At 39.6% G+C, this 16,836-nt stretch carries 11 protein-coding genes; 9 read left to right on the top strand and 2 right to left on the bottom strand.

Annotated features, from left to right (window positions below):
* Window position 1: 1 nt before the first annotated feature.
* The 7 genes from LIV57_RS02225 (at window position 2) to LIV57_RS02195 (ending at window position 10,420) form a co-directional block, all read left to right on the top strand.
* Window positions 2–3,160, top strand: a complete 3,159-nt coding sequence (locus LIV57_RS02225; protein ID WP_227941240.1) for an efflux RND transporter permease subunit — start codon at window positions 2–4, stop codon at window positions 3,158–3,160.
* A complete protein-coding gene (locus LIV57_RS02220) occupies window positions 3,147–4,562 on the top strand; it encodes an efflux transporter outer membrane subunit (protein ID WP_227941239.1) in 1,416 nt (471 codons plus the stop codon). The genes LIV57_RS02225 and LIV57_RS02220 overlap by 14 nt, the downstream gene beginning before the upstream one ends.
* A 253-nt stretch (window positions 4,563–4,815) precedes the next feature.
* Entirely contained in the window at window positions 4,816–5,394 is a 579-nt protein-coding gene (locus tag LIV57_RS02215; protein ID WP_227941238.1) for a DUF4840 domain-containing protein, read from the top strand.
* 102 nt (window positions 5,395–5,496) lie between these two features.
* Complete coding sequence (locus LIV57_RS02210; protein ID WP_227941237.1) at window positions 5,497–6,063, top strand: RNA polymerase sigma factor; 567 nt, start codon at window positions 5,497–5,499, stop codon at window positions 6,061–6,063.
* On the top strand, window positions 6,056–7,432 hold the full coding sequence (locus LIV57_RS02205; RefSeq protein WP_227941236.1) for a porin family protein: 1,377 nt from the start codon (window positions 6,056–6,058) through the stop codon (window positions 7,430–7,432). Before LIV57_RS02210 ends, LIV57_RS02205 begins: the two co-directional genes overlap by 8 nt.
* 38 nt (window positions 7,433–7,470) lie before the next feature.
* A complete protein-coding gene (locus tag LIV57_RS02200) occupies window positions 7,471–8,433 on the top strand; it encodes a T9SS type A sorting domain-containing protein (protein WP_227941235.1) in 963 nt (320 codons plus the stop codon).
* A 451-nt stretch (window positions 8,434–8,884) separates the two neighbouring features.
* Window positions 8,885–10,420 (top strand): YifB family Mg chelatase-like AAA ATPase, encoded by a 1,536-nt coding sequence (locus LIV57_RS02195; RefSeq protein WP_110009073.1) that lies wholly within the window; start codon window positions 8,885–8,887, stop codon window positions 10,418–10,420.
* Window positions 10,421–10,449: 29 nt separating this feature from the next.
* Here the strand turns inward: LIV57_RS02195 and LIV57_RS02190 are convergent, their stop codons facing one another.
* The gene (locus LIV57_RS02190; protein ID WP_227941234.1) at window positions 10,450–11,382 is read right to left on the bottom strand and encodes an MBL fold metallo-hydrolase; all 933 of its coding nucleotides are present in this window, start codon (window positions 11,380–11,382) and stop codon (window positions 10,450–10,452) included.
* 537 nt (window positions 11,383–11,919) lie between these two features.
* On the opposite strand from LIV57_RS02190, the gene LIV57_RS02185 reads away from it, so the two are divergent.
* Window positions 11,920–15,027, top strand: coding sequence for a non-ribosomal peptide synthetase (locus LIV57_RS02185; protein WP_227941233.1), 3,108 nt, complete (start codon window positions 11,920–11,922; stop codon window positions 15,025–15,027).
* A gap of 160 nt (window positions 15,028–15,187) precedes the next feature.
* The gene (locus tag LIV57_RS02180; RefSeq protein ID WP_202841972.1) at window positions 15,188–15,478 is read left to right on the top strand and encodes a hypothetical protein; all 291 of its coding nucleotides are present in this window, start codon (window positions 15,188–15,190) and stop codon (window positions 15,476–15,478) included.
* An 81-nt stretch (window positions 15,479–15,559) separates the two neighbouring features.
* Here the strand turns inward: LIV57_RS02180 and LIV57_RS02175 are convergent, their stop codons facing one another.
* Window positions 15,560–16,786, bottom strand: a complete 1,227-nt coding sequence (locus LIV57_RS02175) for a spondin domain-containing protein (RefSeq protein ID WP_227941232.1) — start codon at window positions 16,784–16,786, stop codon at window positions 15,560–15,562.
* Window positions 16,787–16,836: the final 50 nt, after the last annotated feature.

Here is a 16,836-nt window from a genome sequence, read left to right as displayed (position 1 = left end):
AATGTTAAAAAAGATAATAGACCGTCCTGTACTGGCGACGGTAATATCCCTTATCATTGTTATTTTAGGGATTATAGGATTAAACCAGCTGGCGGTGACCAGATTCCCGGATATTTCTCCACCCACGATTACCGTTTCAGGATCATATCCCGGAGGAAACAGTGAAACCGTGATCCGTTCTGTGGTAACACCGCTGGAAGAGCAGATCAATGGAGTGGAAGATATGGAATACATGAAATCTACGGCGAGTAATGACGGTACATTCTCGATCTCCATTATATTCAAGCAGGGAGTGAATGCTGATCAGGCAGCCGTAAACGTGCAAAACAGAGTGCAGCAGGCTACCCCGATACTTCCGCAGGAGGTCGTTAGAATGGGATTGACCACCTCCAAGCAGCAGAACAGTATGGTGTTGATTTTCAATATTTATACGGAAGATAATAAACAATATGATGAAACCTTCCTTCAGAACTATGCGAATATCAACCTTATTCCACAGGTTAAAAGAGTAAAAGGGGTTGGGCAGGCCATGGTTTTCGGGCTTAAGGATTATTCCATGAGAATATGGCTTAATCCTCAGAAAATGTCCTCTTACGGACTCGAGCCGGCAGATATTTCCAGAGCGATTGCAGACCACAGTTTGGAATCAGCTCCGGGTAAACTGGGAGAAGAATCGGATGCCGCTTTAGAATATGTCATCAGATACAAAGGAAAAAAGAACAAGCCGGAACAATATGAAAATATTATTGTTAAAAATACCGGAAGCCAGATCATCAGGCTTAAAGATGTTGCCCGTGTGGAATTCGGAGCGATTTCAAATACCGGAGATAATCTTTCCAATGGAAAAAATGCGGTTACTGTAGCGATTATGCAGACTACAGGATCCAACGCCAACCAGATTGAAATTGGGGTGAACAAAGCCCTTGACCAATTATCAAAATCATTCCCTCCTGGTATCAAATATACGAAGGTAATGAGTACCAAAGAAAGATTGGATGAGGCTACAGGACAGGTAAAATCAACACTTATAGAAGCTTTTATCCTTGTATTTATCGTGGTATTTATATTCCTGCAGGATTTCAGATCTACCATTATTCCGGCAGTGGCGGTTCCGGTGGCGATTATCGGTACCTTCTTCTTCCTTCTGGTCCTGGGATTTACCATCAATGTACTGACGCTTTTTGCCCTTGTACTGGCCATCGGTATTGTGGTGGATGATGCCATTGTAGTGGTGGAAGCCGTTCACAGTAATATGGAAGGAACAGACCTTTCAGGAAGAGAAGCTACCCACAAGGCGATGAGTGAGATCACAGGAGCGGTTATTTCCATTACACTGGTGATGTCGGCGGTATTTATCCCAATCGGATTTATGTCCGGTTCAGCAGGATTGTTTTATAAGCAGTTTGCCTATACATTGGCCATAGCGATCATTATTTCAGCAGTTAACGCATTGACTTTAACTCCTGCTTTATGTGCTGTGTTTCTGAAAAATAACCATGCGGGAGAAGGAGGTAAACCAAAAGGATTCGGGCAAAGATTTGCTGTGGCATTTAATGCAGGATTTAATAATATGACCAATCGTTATGCGAAAGGCGTTAGATTTTTAATAGGAAGAAAATGGATTGCAGGAGGATTAATCATAGCCGTTATCGGGGTTGCAGGATGGTTGATGTCAAGTACACCAAAAAGTTTTGTACCAATGGAAGACGACGGATTCTTTATGTACACTTTAAGTATGCCTCCGGGAACAGCATTGACCAAAACGACAGAGGTTTCCAACAAGATCAATGATATCTTAAAAGGAGTAGAGGCTGTGCAGGAAAATACTTCCATTACGGGATACAACCTGCTCAGCAACAGTGCAGGACCTGCTTACGCAATGGGATTTGTTAAACTTAAGCCTAAAAAAGAAAGAGGTGAAGTTCAGGATATCCAGGAAGTGGTAGATATGGCGAATGCAAAACTGGGAGTAATCAAAGAAGGAAGTGTAATGACCTTCAGAATGCCTCCTGTAGAAGGATACGGAATGACGAATGATGCAGAAATTGTACTTCAGGACCGTATGGGAAGAGATCCTCAGGTTCTTAAAGCGAAAGCAGATGAGCTTATCGGCCAGCTGATGCAGGTTCCGGAAGTAGCATTTGCCTACACGATGTTCAGGGCAGATTATCCTCAGATGGAGCTGGAAGTGAACGAAGATAAAGCAAAACAGCTGGGAGTAAGCATTTCCAATCTGTTGGGAACTGTTCAGACCTATTTCTCGGGAGATCAGTCTCAGAATTTTTCAAGATTCGGGAAGTTTTACAGAGTGAATATTAAAGCGGATGGTGTTTTCAGAATGGATGAGCAGGCGTTCAACGATATTTTCGTAAAGAATGAAAAAGGAGATATGGTTCCGGTGAATACATTGATTACTTTGAAAAAAGTCTACGGTCCGGAATCCGTTCAGCGTTATAACCTTTATAATTCATTAAATATCAACGTATCTCCAAAACCAGGCGTAAGTAATGGAGAATTGATGGGTAAACTGGAACAGACTTTAAGCAAACTGCCATCTGACTACAGCTACGAATGGACAGGACTGAGTTTGGAAGAAAAATCAGCAGGAAATCAAACCATTGCTATTTTTGGATTGTGCTTGCTTTTTGTGTACCTGCTATTGGCCGCTCAATATGAAAGTTATATCCTTCCTCTGGCGGTAATGCTTTCCATTCCAACAGGAATCGTAGGCGCATTTTTAGGAATAAAAGCCATCGGACTGGATAACAACATCTATGTACAGGTAGGACTCATCATGCTTATTGGTTTATTGGCCAAAAATGCCATCCTTATTGTAGAATTTGCCATACAAAGGCGAAAAGCAGGTCTTTCCATTCTGGATTCAGCACTGGAAGGGGCAAAAGCGAGGTTACGTCCGATTATCATGACATCATTAGCCTTTATTGTAGGAATGGTTCCGCTGATGATTTCTTCAGGAGGAATGGCTTCCGGAAACAAATCCATCAGTACAAGTGCTGCCATGGGAATGTTGAGCGGAGTGGTTTTAGGAGTTTTCGTCATTCCTGTACTCTACATGTTCTTTCAGTATCTGGATGAGAAATTTTCTGCCAAAAAGAAGTACAATACGATAGAAAATCAATTGACAAATGACACTATTTAATATAAAGAATTTCCTTATTTCAGGCGCAATGGCATCACTGCTGATGTCTTGTGCCGTAGGGAAGAAATATACAAGAACAGACCTTCAGATTCCTGAAACCTACAAAGAATCTGTGCAGGTAACGGGAGATACTGTACTCCTGCCATGGAAGACTTTCTTCAAAGATCCAAAATTGATTGGTTTAATAGATAAAGCGCTTTCAAGAAACAATGAAGTAAATGTAGCCCTGAAAAATATAGAACAGTTGGATCTGATCTACAAGCAAGCTAAGCTTAGTTTGATGCCAACACTGGATTTCACTGCAGGAGCAAACAGAAGCTGGGCTTCCAAAAATACCCTTAACGGCTCCCTGAACGAACAGTTTGTCGGTACAAAATACATGGATGATTTCAGTGCTGCACTGAGGCTTTCCTGGGAAGTAGACATTTGGGGAAAAGCTAAAATGCAGAAAGAATCTGCAGCAGCAGAATATTTTGGACAAAAGGAAAATTTAAATGCCATCAAAAGCAGGATTGTCGTTCAGGTTGCGCAGGCATATTACAACCTTATCAGTCTTGATGAACAGCTGAAAATTGCTGAACAGAATATTGAGCTGAGCGACAACACGCTCAGGATGATGAATCTTCAGTTTACAGCGGGACAGATCAATTCATTGGCGGTTCAGCAATCGGAAGCACACAAGAAAACCGCTGAGCTGCTGATTCCTTTGGCAAAACAGAATATTTCGATTCAGGAAAATGCTTTGAGCATCCTTTGCGGAGAATATCCGGCGAAGATAGAAAGAGAAGGAACCCTTAAAACAATGATTCCCGAAAACAAACTGTCTGAAGGATTACCGGCACAACTGCTGAGCCGTAGACCGGATCTGAAGATGGCAGAGTTCAACGTTATCAGTTTAAATTCCAAAACCGGACTGGCAAAAGCAGCCATGTATCCGAGTATCAGTTTAAGCCCGCAAATAGGAGTCAATTCCAATAAGTTCAGTTCATGGTTTGATATTCCCGGATCTATTACCAAAGCGGTTGCTGCTAATCTTGCTGCGCCTGTTTTTCAGAAAAAAGAATTGAAAACAGCGTATGAAACAGCTTTGATTGAACAGGAAAAAGCAGCCATCAATTTTAAACAATCTGTAATGACTGCTGTGGGAGAGGTTTCCGATGCTATGGCAAAGTCTAAAGGTTCTTCAGAAAGATTACAGCTTTTAGAACAGAGAACAGCAATTCTGGACAAGGGAATCAATGATGCGTTGAAGCTGTATAAAAGTGGTATGGCAACCTATCTGGAAGTCATCACTGCCCAGAATAATAAACTTCAGAATGATCTGGAAACCATCAATGTTACCCTTGAAAAATTAAATGCTGAGGTTGATCTTTACAGAGCACTTGGCGGAGGTGTACAGTAGAATATTTCTTAAAAAAATAATAAAGGAAGCTATATATGTAGTTTCCTTTTTGCTGTTTTGACGTATCAATACAACTCTATTATATAACAGGTACGGAATTTGCAATGAAGAGATGAAATTTTATGTGCACAAAATCAATTGGTTATAAATTTTTTTATTCTTTTTTCTAAAAAAGGATGCAAGATTTTCAGAAAACAGGATTTATATAGATGAGTACTCGAAAATAATTAATGTTTAACGAAAATGTAATGCAATGAAAAAATTGACAGTACCCCGATTTTTTATGACAGTTTTAATGGTTTTGGCAGGATTGACCCTATTCTCATGTAATGATAATGAAGGACCGGACATTCCGCCTGTAAAAATGGAAGAATTACCAGGAAACTATAAAGGAAAAATGATTATTGTACAAGGAACTACCAAAAGAGAAGGAATAAAAGAATTCAAAGTAAAGAAAGATACGATCTCTTTTGCCGAATTTCCAATAGGTGAAATCGTAAAAACTGTAGTAAAGGATCCTGCAAAAGCTGAAACTGCCATAAAATCACTTGGAAAAGTGAACTATGATATTAAATATGCAGCAGTGATCAATACCGCAAATAATGTGATAGAGCTTACTCTTACTCCAAAAACAATGGAGCTTCAGATTCCGGTAGACGGAGTCAACAAAAAAACGGTTGTGGAATTCGTTTCTAAGCAAAAAGGATATTATGTAGGGATGGATAGAACGCTTAGATATGCGCTCACAGCAGAAAAAATTACAGTAGACGGAACAGTGGTTACTCCTTATGACGTGATCGATTATAATTTCCCGTTCTGTATAAAAAATTAATAAATAGTATCATCAATGGATTGCACTTTATTAAAAAGATGCAATCTATTTTTGCCTGACAGTTTTATAACATCCCGGTGGATACGGAGGCAGTTGCATCATATGGAAGAAAGTAAAGAACAGATTTTGGTAAAGCACCTTCTGAAAAAGGAAGAGGCTGCCTGGAAAGAGCTTTTTGGAGCTTATTCCGGAAATCTGTCCTATGTATGCTCCCGTTATCTGGCAGAAAAAGAAGATGTTCATGATGTGCTTCAAAACAGTTTTATCAAAATGTTCCGTTCGATAGAATCTTTTGAGTACAGAGGTAGTGGTTCTTTAAAAGCCTGGATGACCCGTATCACAGTCAATGAATCTTTAAAGCATATTAAACAGAAAGATGACTTTAAATCAGCAATTGAAGTAAATGATCTTCCGGATATCCCTAATGAAGAAGACCCGGATTTTGAAGAAATCCCCCGCGATGATATTATGATGATGATCAGAGCTCTTCCTGATGGGTACCGGACTGTTTTTAACCTGTTTGTATTTGAGAAAAAAAGCCATAAAGAAATTGCCGGGCTGCTGGGAATTGCAGAGAATTCTTCTGCATCGCAGTTTCACCGGGCAAAAGGATTGCTTGTCCAGAAAATAAAAGAATTTAAAATGTCAAAAAAAGCACAATATGAATAACGAATGGCTAAATAATCTGCGAAGCAGAATGGATGACCATGAAGAGGACGTTCCGGAAGGGTTGTGGGATGACATCAGAGATGAATTATTCTCGGGAGAAGACAATACCAGTATTCCCGGATTTATTCCTGAAATGAATGAAGGTGGAGCGGAAAAGGCAGAAAAGATAGCCGGCAGAGGGCAAAAATCCCTGTTTTATCGTATCGGAGGAATTGCTGCTGCTATTGCATTGCTGCTTTTGCTGACAAAATTATGGCCACAGAATGATACAGAGACAATGCTGTCTCAGATACAGACAAACGTGCAGAAAGAGAAAAATTCTTTAAAACCTGTACGGGCCGAACATGCTTCAGCAGAAGAAATGACATCGGTGCCAGAAGCTCCATTAGCTGAAAATATAGTGAATACCGGACCTTGGTTGAAAGAACAGACCCGAAAATATTTTGAACCCGTAGGGAAAAATGAGTTGAAGGATATAATTAAACTGCCAACGGCTTCAGAATCTTTTCAGCAGGAAAGTAAGATCGCTCAGAAATTATCTCCTGTTGATGATACAGCAAAAGAGCAGGTTGTGGAAAATAAAAATGATGAGGTTCTTTTTAAGCAGGAAAAAATAAAAGAAGTATATGCAGGAAATGCAACCCATCATATCAGAAAATCCAGAGACAAAAAATCATGGATGCTGGGTATGCTTACAGGCAATATGGCTTCCAATTCTGCAGAACAGCAGTTTCCGGGCTATGCTTCAATCACAGGAAAAGCGATGAACGTTGAGCAGGTATGGACGACTTCCGAATATCATGATGATCCTCTTACGGCTATATTACTGGCCAATCAAAGTCAGCCGGTAGAAGCAAGAATCAGACATAAAGTGCCGGTTACATTTGGTCTTTCTGTATACTATAATTTGGGGAAAAGATGGGGAATAGGAACAGGACTGAATTATACCAAGCTGTCTTCTGAACTGCATTCCGGAAGTGACAACAATTATATTAAAGGAGATCAGACGGTTCATTATCTGGGAATTCCGGTACAGGTTAATTATAATGTCATTCAAAAAGGAAGATTCACAGGATATGTTACAGGCGGGGCCCTGGTAGAAAAACCGATAGCAGGAAATATTACAACAACGTATGTTGTGAATGATGAAATAAAGGAATCCTCAAAAGAACGTCTGGAGCCAAAACCTTTCCAGTTTTCTGTTAATGCGGCAGCAGGCCTGCAGGTGAAGCTCATTGACAAGGTTGGAATTTATGCAGAACCGGGTATAGGATATCATTTTAAAGAAGAGAATGCTCCGAATACCATTTATAAAGAAAAGCCCCTTCATTTTAATATGAAATTCGGAATCAGAGTGCTGCTGGATTAATGCAGCCCATTTAAAATACCAAACTTAATAATTGATATATGAAAACAAAACTAATCTTTTTTGTGGTTTTATTATTCTCCATTTTGGATATAAAAGCACAGTGCACGCCTACAATTACCAGTGCGAGACTCGGACAAAAATATCCGGGAACGATTTTATTCTGTGATACGGAAGATGAAGTTCTTTCCACGACACAGACTTACGCAAGTTATCAGTGGTATAAACAGGAATGGACCTGGCAAACCCCTAATAACAACCCATGGGTAGCCATTCCGGGAGCGACATCACAACAGTTAACCATTAGTGGCAATGACCAGCTGAATTATTTTAAGGTAGTTGTTTCCCAAGGCGACTGTACAGCGGAAAGTCCTACAGCATTTGCAGATGGCTTTGTATATGGGCTGCCGGCAATGATGACTACTTATACACCGGGCACCTATGAAGAAAATATGGGAACAGTGAAGGTCTGCAACGGAGCTTCTGTACAGTTTGACAATATATTTCCTTTAGTGTATGGCAAGCATACCTGGTTCAAATGTGTGCCAGGGAGCAATCCGCCGGTAGCAGGAGATCCTTGTATCATCGCTGGCGTGGTAGGTGATACTTATGTTGCAACAAGCTCGGGGAAATACGGATTTTATGCATGTACGGAATATTGTCCGGATCAGTGCCAGATGTTAGATCCGTTTGCTTTTGTTGAAGTGACTTTCGGAGATTGGGAATTCTGCAGCAATCTGGGAACTGGAGAGACAAAAGTTAAAGATAATAATCTGAGAATTTATCCTAATCCTACCGCGCAGCACCTTTATATCGGGAAAGAATCTGATAAAATCTATAAAGAAGTTATCATTATAGATATGTCCGGGAAACTTGTTCTGAAGAAAAATGACCACAGATATAATCAGCCGATTGATGTAAGCAGTCTGGTACCCGGAAATTATATCATTGTTTCCAGAAGCACAGACGGAACAGAATATAAAAACAGATTTATAAAAAAATAATAGGATTATAAAATCTGAAGATGCTATAATATTGATTGTGGGAAGGAAGATTGGATGTCTGAGGAGGGATGTTCCTTGTATTGAAGAAGAACTGAAGTGATTTATTTTAATACTTTACGCTCATAGATACATTTTCATCCTTGTTAATCTAATGACGATCATAATTACCCCAAAAAGGAATTTCCTCTTTCCGGCATCCGCTTCCTGACTTACACTTAGTGTTCAGTAATTCAGATGGCATAATCTTTTTCGTTAGTTTTTAATAATGGTTGAGTCGGTACAAAGAAATTTGTACCGGTTTTTTATTATCATCATCGTGCTTCTACAAAAATATCTGAGGATCTGTTTTCTTAAAATCTTTTTTTAAATATCTGTCTGGCTAGAATACTGTTAATATAAAACCCGGATTTTCAAAATAGTATATTCATTACTTTTACTTCAAAAACACACCATGCTGATCAAAATTTATGGAAGTGCCATTCATGGAGTGGCCGCACAGACAATTACTATTGAAGTAAATGTAGATACCGGAGGAGTAGGATACCATCTTGTGGGACTTCCTGATAATGCTATTAAAGAAAGCAGTTACAGAATTTCTGCAGCATTGAAAAATGTAGGATTTAAAATTCCCGGAAAGAAAATTACGATTAATATGGCTCCCGCAGATCTTAGAAAAGAAGGTTCTGCTTATGATCTCAGTATTGCTATTGGCATCCTAACCGCCTCAGATCAGATATTGGCAGAGAATGTTAAAGACTTTATTATTATGGGGGAACTTTCCCTTGATGGAAGTTTACAGCCGATTAAAGGTGTTTTGCCCATTGCGATACAGGCCAGGGAAGAAGGGTTTAAAGGAATCATTCTTCCAAAACAAAATGCCAGAGAAGCAGCCATTGTAAATGACCTTGATGTGTACGGAGTAGAAAATATCAGAGAGGTTATCGATTTTTTCAACGAAGGAAAAGCGCTTGAAAAAGTGACATTGGATACCAGAAAAGAATTTCATGAAAAGATCAATGATTTTCCTTTCGATTTCTCTGAAGTTAAAGGCCAGGAAACAGCCAAAAGAGCGATGGAAGTAGCTGCAGCAGGCGGACATAATATTATTCTGATCGGGCCGCCGGGAAGTGGGAAAACAATGCTGGCCAAAAGAGTTCCCAGTATTTTACCTCCTCTGACATTGAAAGAAGCGCTGGAAACAACAAAAATTCACTCTGTAGCCGGGAAAATAGGAACAGAAACCTCATTGATGACTGTTCGTCCCTTCAGATCTCCGCATCATACTATTTCTGATGTTGCCCTGGTGGGAGGAGGAAGTTACCCTCAGCCCGGAGAAATTTCCCTTGCTCATAACGGAGTTTTATTTCTCGACGAAATGCCTGAATTTAAAAGAACGGTGCTGGAAGTAATGAGGCAGCCTCTGGAAGATCGTGAAGTAACGATTTCAAGAGCCCGGTTTACGGTCAACTATCCTGCAAGTTTTATGCTGGTAGCTTCTATGAATCCCAGCCCAAGCGGGTTTTTTCCCGATGATCCTAATAATACCTCATCTGTTTATGAAATGCAGCGGTATATGAACAAACTCTCAGGGCCTCTTTTAGATAGAATAGACATTCATATTGAAGTTCAGAAAGTAGAATTTGAACAGCTTTCCGAAAAAAGAAAAGGTGAAAAGAGTAAAGATATCAGAGACCGTGTACTCAAAGCAAGAGATATTCAGAATAAAAGATATCAAAACCTCAATATCAGCAGTAATGCGCAAATAGGGCCTAAGGAAATTGAAGCGTATTGTGAACTGGATGAAACCTCTTTCGGTCTTATCAAATTAGCTATGGAAAAACTCAATCTTTCGGCAAGGGCTTATGACAGGATTCTTAAAGTTGCCAGAACAATAGCCGATCTTGAAGGATCTGAAAATATACTGTCACATCATATTTCTGAAGCGATACAATACAGAAGTCTGGATCGTGAATTCTGGAATGGATAAACGATCCGACCTCTTTTTCTTAGAAAAATTTATACTATACCTGCCTTCTGGTCAATTTTAAGATTGATCGAAAAAGGGTTGTTATATACTTTAGGAATCCATTGAAACTGATCATTCACTTTATTAATATATCCTATTCCCGGCCAGGGAAGATGGGCAGAGCAGATAAGTGTTCTGTTTTGATAGCAGTTTTCAAGAACTTTCTTGCGGGTATCAACACCGGTTTCAAAGTCAATATCCCATTGTGTTCCCCAATCCGGTTTTGCAATAAGCAGGGGAGAGTGAAAAAGATCTACTACATTGGTTATTGATAAATCCCCATCATTCACTGTATAAATAATATGTCCCGGAGTATGCCCCGGAGCAGCTTCTGTTTGAATGCATGAGAATAATTGATCGCCCATTTCAAACTTCGTAAGCCGGCTGTTTATAGCAGAAAGAACTTTTCTAACCAAAGGTATGCTTGGCTTTCCTCCTTCCGGGTTTTTACTTTTCTGAAAATCCGGTTCATCACTTGTCCAGAATTCAAATTCCTGACTGGAAATATAATAATGGGCATTCGGAAATACGAAATCACCGTTTTTAGAAAGAATTCCTCCGATATGATCCCGGTGAGCGTGTGTAATCAGAATATCAGTAACAGACTCTGATGTAAACCCTGCTGCAGTAAGGCTGTATACTAATTTCCCCGCGTTTTCTTCATCATAAAACCCTTCTCCTGTGTCCACTAAAATGTTGCGGTCACCTTTTTTAATAAGCATAACATTAATAGGTGCTTCATAATAAGATTCAGATAGATAAAGATTACGGAGTTCATCTTTTACAAGGTTTTGAGGGATGCCTGGTGCTAAGATAGGCTGGTGATATCCAATACCAAAATATCCGTCAGAAAGTATAAAAATATCCAGTTCATTGCATGGAATGTGTATAAATCCATGGTCTCTCTTCAGTTTTTGATCCATACTAGAATGAAGTGTATTTTATTTTGTTTTACAAATGTAGAGAATATTCCCACACATTGATCCTGTTAAATTTAGATATAGAAAAGTTTTGCTTTAGGCTGCGTAATGTATTGTAATCCAGTATCTCTTCCACAATATCTATTTCGGGATGTGGTAGATGATCGTAATTATGTAACACATGGTTTAAAATATTATGATAAGTTTGATTACCAAATTTTTAAAAATATTACATTATGAAAATTAAATCTTTAAATTCTGAATAGAGTCTTGTCTCTAATTCCTGAAGAATATCTGCAATGTATTCTTTCTTCTTCCCGACTGCAATAAACATCGTTTGAACACTGTTTACCGGTCTGCTCACTGAGAGGATCGTGTGAAACTCTGTATCATTCGGTTTTTAAAACTATTATGAAAACACATTGAGTAAAATAAGCTGTGGTTATGCTTTACATCCTTTTTTCTCATTTCAAGGAGTTTAAAATGAACATCGAAGCACTAAGCTGCTAATTACAAATTTTTAATCCAAATCAAATTATTATGTCAAACACAATTCCCTCATCAGGAACCTTATCGATAGGTTCAGCGGTATTACTGTCTTCTGAAGACAGAGAAAAATTGCTCAACGGATTTAATAAAACCGGTTGGGATTATCATCATGAAGAAACCCTGGAATCTCTTTTCCGGAAACAGGCAATCCTTCATCCTGATAAGACTGCTGCGGTTTATCAGAATCAGAAGATTACGTATGGAGAGTTGGATCAGAGAAGCAATCAGGTAGCCAACTTATTACTGAGCCATGGTATCAAAGAAGGAAAATATGTTCCCATCTGGCTGGACCGCTCTTTAGAATGGATCATTGCTGTACTTGGAGTTATCAAAACAGGTGCGGCGTATGTTCCAATAGACCCTGCCTATCCTGCGAGGAGAGTAGAATATATCCTTTCCGATACTTCTGCCGATCTTATCATTACTAATCAAATTCTTAAAGAGCTTTTATCAGAAACCGGAAATACAAAAATATTCGATCTGAGCAACAGGGAAAATCTTAATGATTTACCTTCAGAATATCCAGAGATTAACATCCATCAGAACGCTCTGGCATACACCATTTATACTTCAGGCTCAACCGGAAAACCCAAAGGGGTGATGGTTAGCCATCAGGCCATACAACATCTGGTAACATGGCACAACCATCATTTTCATGTGGATCACAGTTCAAAACTGACTCTTGTGGCGGGATTGGCATTTGACATTTCTGTGTGGGAAACGTGGTCGGCTCTTACTTCAGGTGCAACGGTTTTTATTGCAGACAATGAGGATAGAACAGAAGCTCAGGCATTGGTAGATTACTACAGAAAAAATCATATTACCCATGGCTTTGTGCCTACTGTTCTGGCTCCTTCTGTAGTGGATATTACCCGCAATTATAATGACCTGAAGCTCAAATATCTCTTTACAGCAGGTGAGAAGCTAAAGCCGGTACTTACTTCAGAATTAAGCTATGAGCTGGTGGATTATTATGGTCCCACAGAATGTACCGTATACGCTACTTATAAAAAAGTGAAAGATGCCAATGGAAAATATGTTTCCTCAATAGGCAGACCCATTGCCAATGCGAAAGCTTATATTCTTGGGGAAAATAAAGAATTGCTGCCGGTGGGAGCTGTAGGAGAATTATGCATCGGAGGTAGTATTTTAGCCAATGGATACCTTAATAATAAAGAACTTACGGATGCTAAATTTATTACGAATCCATTCAATGAAGCAGAGAAAATCTACCGTACGGGAGACCTGGCCAGATGGAAACCGGATGGTGAGATTGAATTCTTAGGAAGAATTGATAATCAGGTAAAAATCCGGGGATTCAGGGTGGAACTTGGGGAGATAGAACGTTCACTGATTCAGCAGGAAAATATTAAAGAAGCTGTGGTGATTGGTAAAGAGACTGAAGGAAGCAACAAATACCTGATTGCCTTTGTTGTTTTAGATCCCGGAGCCGCAACAGATATTTCATCAATCCGGAATGCATTGAAAGATGAACTTCCAGGGTATATGGTTCCTGCACAGATTATTTTTATAGATAAAATCCCATTAACGGCAAATGGTAAAACAGATACTCAGGTATTAATAGATCTGGCCGATAAAGAAGTAAAAGAACTGGTTTCATCTGAACCGCCAACCAACGAGACAGAAAGAATTATTACAGAAGTCTGGTCTTCTGCATTGGAGCGGCCTGTTATTAATATTACAGATAATTTTTTTGATATCGGAGGAAACTCACTGCTGGTCGCAGTTGTTGCTGTAGCTTTACAAAGAAAGCTGGATGTGAAAGTGTATCTTCGGGATATCTATCAGTATCCGGTACTGCAGCAACTGTCGGAAGTTCTTATTGAGAGATCCGGAGAAACCCGAGAAGCCATCCCCACGGAAGACGTGGAGCCCTATGTAGAACTTCAGAAAGATGTTTATCTCGCCCCCGGAACTGTTTTTGCCGGCGGATTTGATCCTGAGCAGGTGGAAAATCCTGCCGCTATATTTTTAACGGGGGCTACAGGATTTGTAGGAATTCACCTGCTGCAGGAACTTCTGGATACTACAAATGCTGATATTTACTGCCTTGTAAGAGCTCAGGATGAGTTCTATGCGATGGAAAAGATTGACAAATGCTTTAAACAATACCATATTCCACAGAATCCGGAACAGAAATCACGGATCATTCCTGTTATCGGAGACCTGACCCTGCCATCCTTAGGATTGTCTCAGGAAACATTTACAAAGCTTGCCAGGCAAACCGATCTGATTTATCATTCCGGAAGTTCCGTCAACTTTATCGAACCCTATTCCTATATGAAAGCTCCCAATGTAGAAGGACTAAGGGAAGTCATAAAACTGGCGGGAGCAGAAAGAACAAAATGCCTCGCCTTGCTGTCAACCATTTCCGTATACAGCTGGGGACACATTTTTACCGGAAAAAAGGTAGTGCTTGAATCTGATGATATTGAACAAAACCTGATGTCTGTAAGTAAAGATATCGGATACGTAAGAAGTAAATGGGTGATGGAAGCGGTTGCCGATTTAGCAGCAAAAGAAGGACTGCCATTGATTACTTACCGTCTCGGATATGCCATGTGCCACAGCGAAACAGGAGCAAGTGCTTCTTACCAATGGTGGTCCGGATTGGTGAAAAACTGTATAGAGTTCAAATCTTACCCGGCACTTACAGAGCTTAGAGAAGGTCTTATCACCGTAGATTATATGACCAAAGCCATGGCTCATATCACAAAAAATAAAGATGCGATAGGCAAAAAATTCAATCTGATTGCCCGTCCGGAAACCGATCTCACTTTAGAAGAATTCTTCGAACTTCTGAAAAAATATTATCCTTTCACACTAGAAAATCTTCCTTATAAAGAATGGAGAAAGCAGTGGGAAGATGACAGTAAAAACCGATTGTATCCATTAACAAGTCTTTTCAGGGACAATATTCATGAAGGCTTATCCACTGTAGAACTTTATCAGAATACTTATATATGGGATTGTTCCAATGTTATTCAGTATCTGGAGGGATCAGGCATTCAGGAACCGGTATTTGATAAAAAAATGCTGGACTCCTACTTAAAATATCTCGGAATTCCGGTTGAATAGTATTAAATCATTGAAAAAGCCCAGACAGAATATGTTTGGGCTTTTAATTTTTATTCGGCAAATACGTCAGGTTTTGTCGCAGTGGACCAGGATATTTGTATCAGAGTAATGAAAAAATCTTATTTCATTTTCTTAATTAACTGAAAACCAAACAGGATAGATGAATGACGTTATTGTATTGTCAAAAGATTTCGCTGCTAATGAAAGTGCAGTGGTGGATATTAAATCCCGGGGATTGGTAAATCCATTGGGAGTTCTTACAATTCAAAACAAAACAGGACAGTCTGCACAATTTCTCTGGCAGGGAGATACGTTCTATAACAGAGAAAATGCTGGATATTTTAAAGAAATAAATAATGACCTGGGAGTGAAGGTAAGCCATTATGAAGGCTTTATAACCGTTACCAATGGAGGAGGAAAACAATATCTGGAAGGAGCACTGAAACAATAATAAAACGGATATACTTTTATTTTCCGAACAGCATAATAAAAAAGGTCAAACAATATTGTCTGACCTTTTCTTATCTGAAGATTAGTTGATGGCTACTTTAATCACATGCTGTACAGCAGGAACAGGATATTGGGTTCCTACTTTGGAAATACTCATGTTTTCACTTTGTGGAGTTCCGCCAAACAGAGCCTGATGATTTCCAGCTCCCGGATATTGGTCTATGCCCGTCCCGGAATCAAATAGTGAAGTTTTTGAACTAAGGTCACCTTTAGTATTCGCATCAATATTTTGTTCATTGGAATAGAACCAGTCATTGGAAAATCCGAACATTGTTACGTAGGCAATTTTATCGCCCGGCTCAGCATTAAAACTTGTTGTTACTTTGCTTCCCGGTACTACAGGAGCACTCCCCGCAACATATACACCTTTCACATCAGATAGAGATTTCAGACTATTTTGAAGCTTGGTTACGTTTCCGAACTGTGCAATGTCTTTCAAACCTATTCCGCTGTCTGATTTTCCTAATTCATAAATTGGATTTTTATCCCCGCGGTAAACCACCACCAGGGCAGGAGAAAGCCCCGTCATAATTCCTGTGTTGGCGTTCAGTTTTGTCATCATTTTACTGATATTTCCCATTTGAGCAATATCTGTAATCTCAGGATTCGATAAAGCGTTAGGAGTAAAAAACGGAGCGCTGTTCAACAGCTGAGAGCCATCATAGTTGGAGACCGCCCATACACCTGGAGAAAAAGGAGTTTCGTTGGCCGTTCCGCCGGATGTATTGGTAATGGTGAGCGTAAACTCCGAACTTACATCATTGTAAGAGAGATTGAGCTTCATAAGCTGGGAAGCATTGACATTAGGAACCTGCATGACAGGCTTGCTTTCAGCTTGTCCGGTGGTATCATTTTTGGTTCCGTTATCCCATAACCGGACACTTGAAGAAACATCTCCGGTAATAGCATTTCCATTGGCATCAAACAGTTTGATCCCTGGCTGCTGGGAAGCAAAAAACCAGTCTTTTGAAGCTCCATACATGGTGGCAAACATTAAAGCCTGAGCTTTTCCTGCACTGAATGTAACAGAAACCGATTGCCCGGGCATAATCACAGGAGGGGTTCCTGTTCCCTGAAAACTTCCGCTTTGCACAAAATCTTTGGGAGTTACAACGTTTTCAAAAGTGATGGTTCTTTGAAAAGCCATATCCGTTATCATGGCATTATCCGAATCACGGCATGAAGAAAGAGTGAATGCAGCTAGAGTAGCTGCTGCTAAAACTGATGTTCTGAAAATAAACCTGTTCATAAAAGTAAATTTTTATAGTTATAATTGATATCTGTAACTATAGTCGGCTA

This window comes from Chryseobacterium sp. X308 (genome assembly GCF_020733145.1).
Lineage (GTDB): Bacteria > Bacteroidota > Bacteroidia > Flavobacteriales > Weeksellaceae > Chryseobacterium > Chryseobacterium cupriresistens.
The sequence above is the reverse complement of the archived record's forward strand: the minus strand, read 5'-3'. Positions and strand labels throughout refer to the sequence as shown.

Bases quoted from the DNA above. Each gene is read 5' to 3' on its own strand.
- LIV57_RS02210 (WP_227941237.1), top strand. From the start codon at position 5,497: ATGGAAGAAAGTAAAGAACAGATTTTGGTAAAGCACCTTCTGAAAAAG.
- LIV57_RS02180 (WP_202841972.1), top strand. From the start codon at position 15,188: ATGAATGACGTTATTGTATTGTCAAAAGATTTCGCTGCTAATGAAAGT.
- LIV57_RS02175 (WP_227941232.1), bottom strand. From the start codon at position 16,786: ATGAACAGGTTTATTTTCAGAACATCAGTTTTAGCAGCAGCTACTCTA.
- LIV57_RS02190 (WP_227941234.1), bottom strand. From the start codon at position 11,382: ATGGATCAAAAACTGAAGAGAGACCATGGATTTATACACATTCCATGC.
- LIV57_RS02185 (WP_227941233.1), top strand. From the start codon at position 11,920: ATGTCAAACACAATTCCCTCATCAGGAACCTTATCGATAGGTTCAGCG.
- LIV57_RS02215 (WP_227941238.1), top strand. From the start codon at position 4,816: ATGAAAAAATTGACAGTACCCCGATTTTTTATGACAGTTTTAATGGTT.
- LIV57_RS02205 (WP_227941236.1), top strand. From the start codon at position 6,056: ATGAATAACGAATGGCTAAATAATCTGCGAAGCAGAATGGATGACCAT.
- LIV57_RS02225 (WP_227941240.1), top strand. From the start codon at position 2: ATGTTAAAAAAGATAATAGACCGTCCTGTACTGGCGACGGTAATATCC.
- LIV57_RS02220 (WP_227941239.1), top strand. From the start codon at position 3,147: ATGACACTATTTAATATAAAGAATTTCCTTATTTCAGGCGCAATGGCA.
- LIV57_RS02195 (WP_110009073.1), top strand. From the start codon at position 8,885: ATGCTGATCAAAATTTATGGAAGTGCCATTCATGGAGTGGCCGCACAG.
- LIV57_RS02200 (WP_227941235.1), top strand. From the start codon at position 7,471: ATGAAAACAAAACTAATCTTTTTTGTGGTTTTATTATTCTCCATTTTG.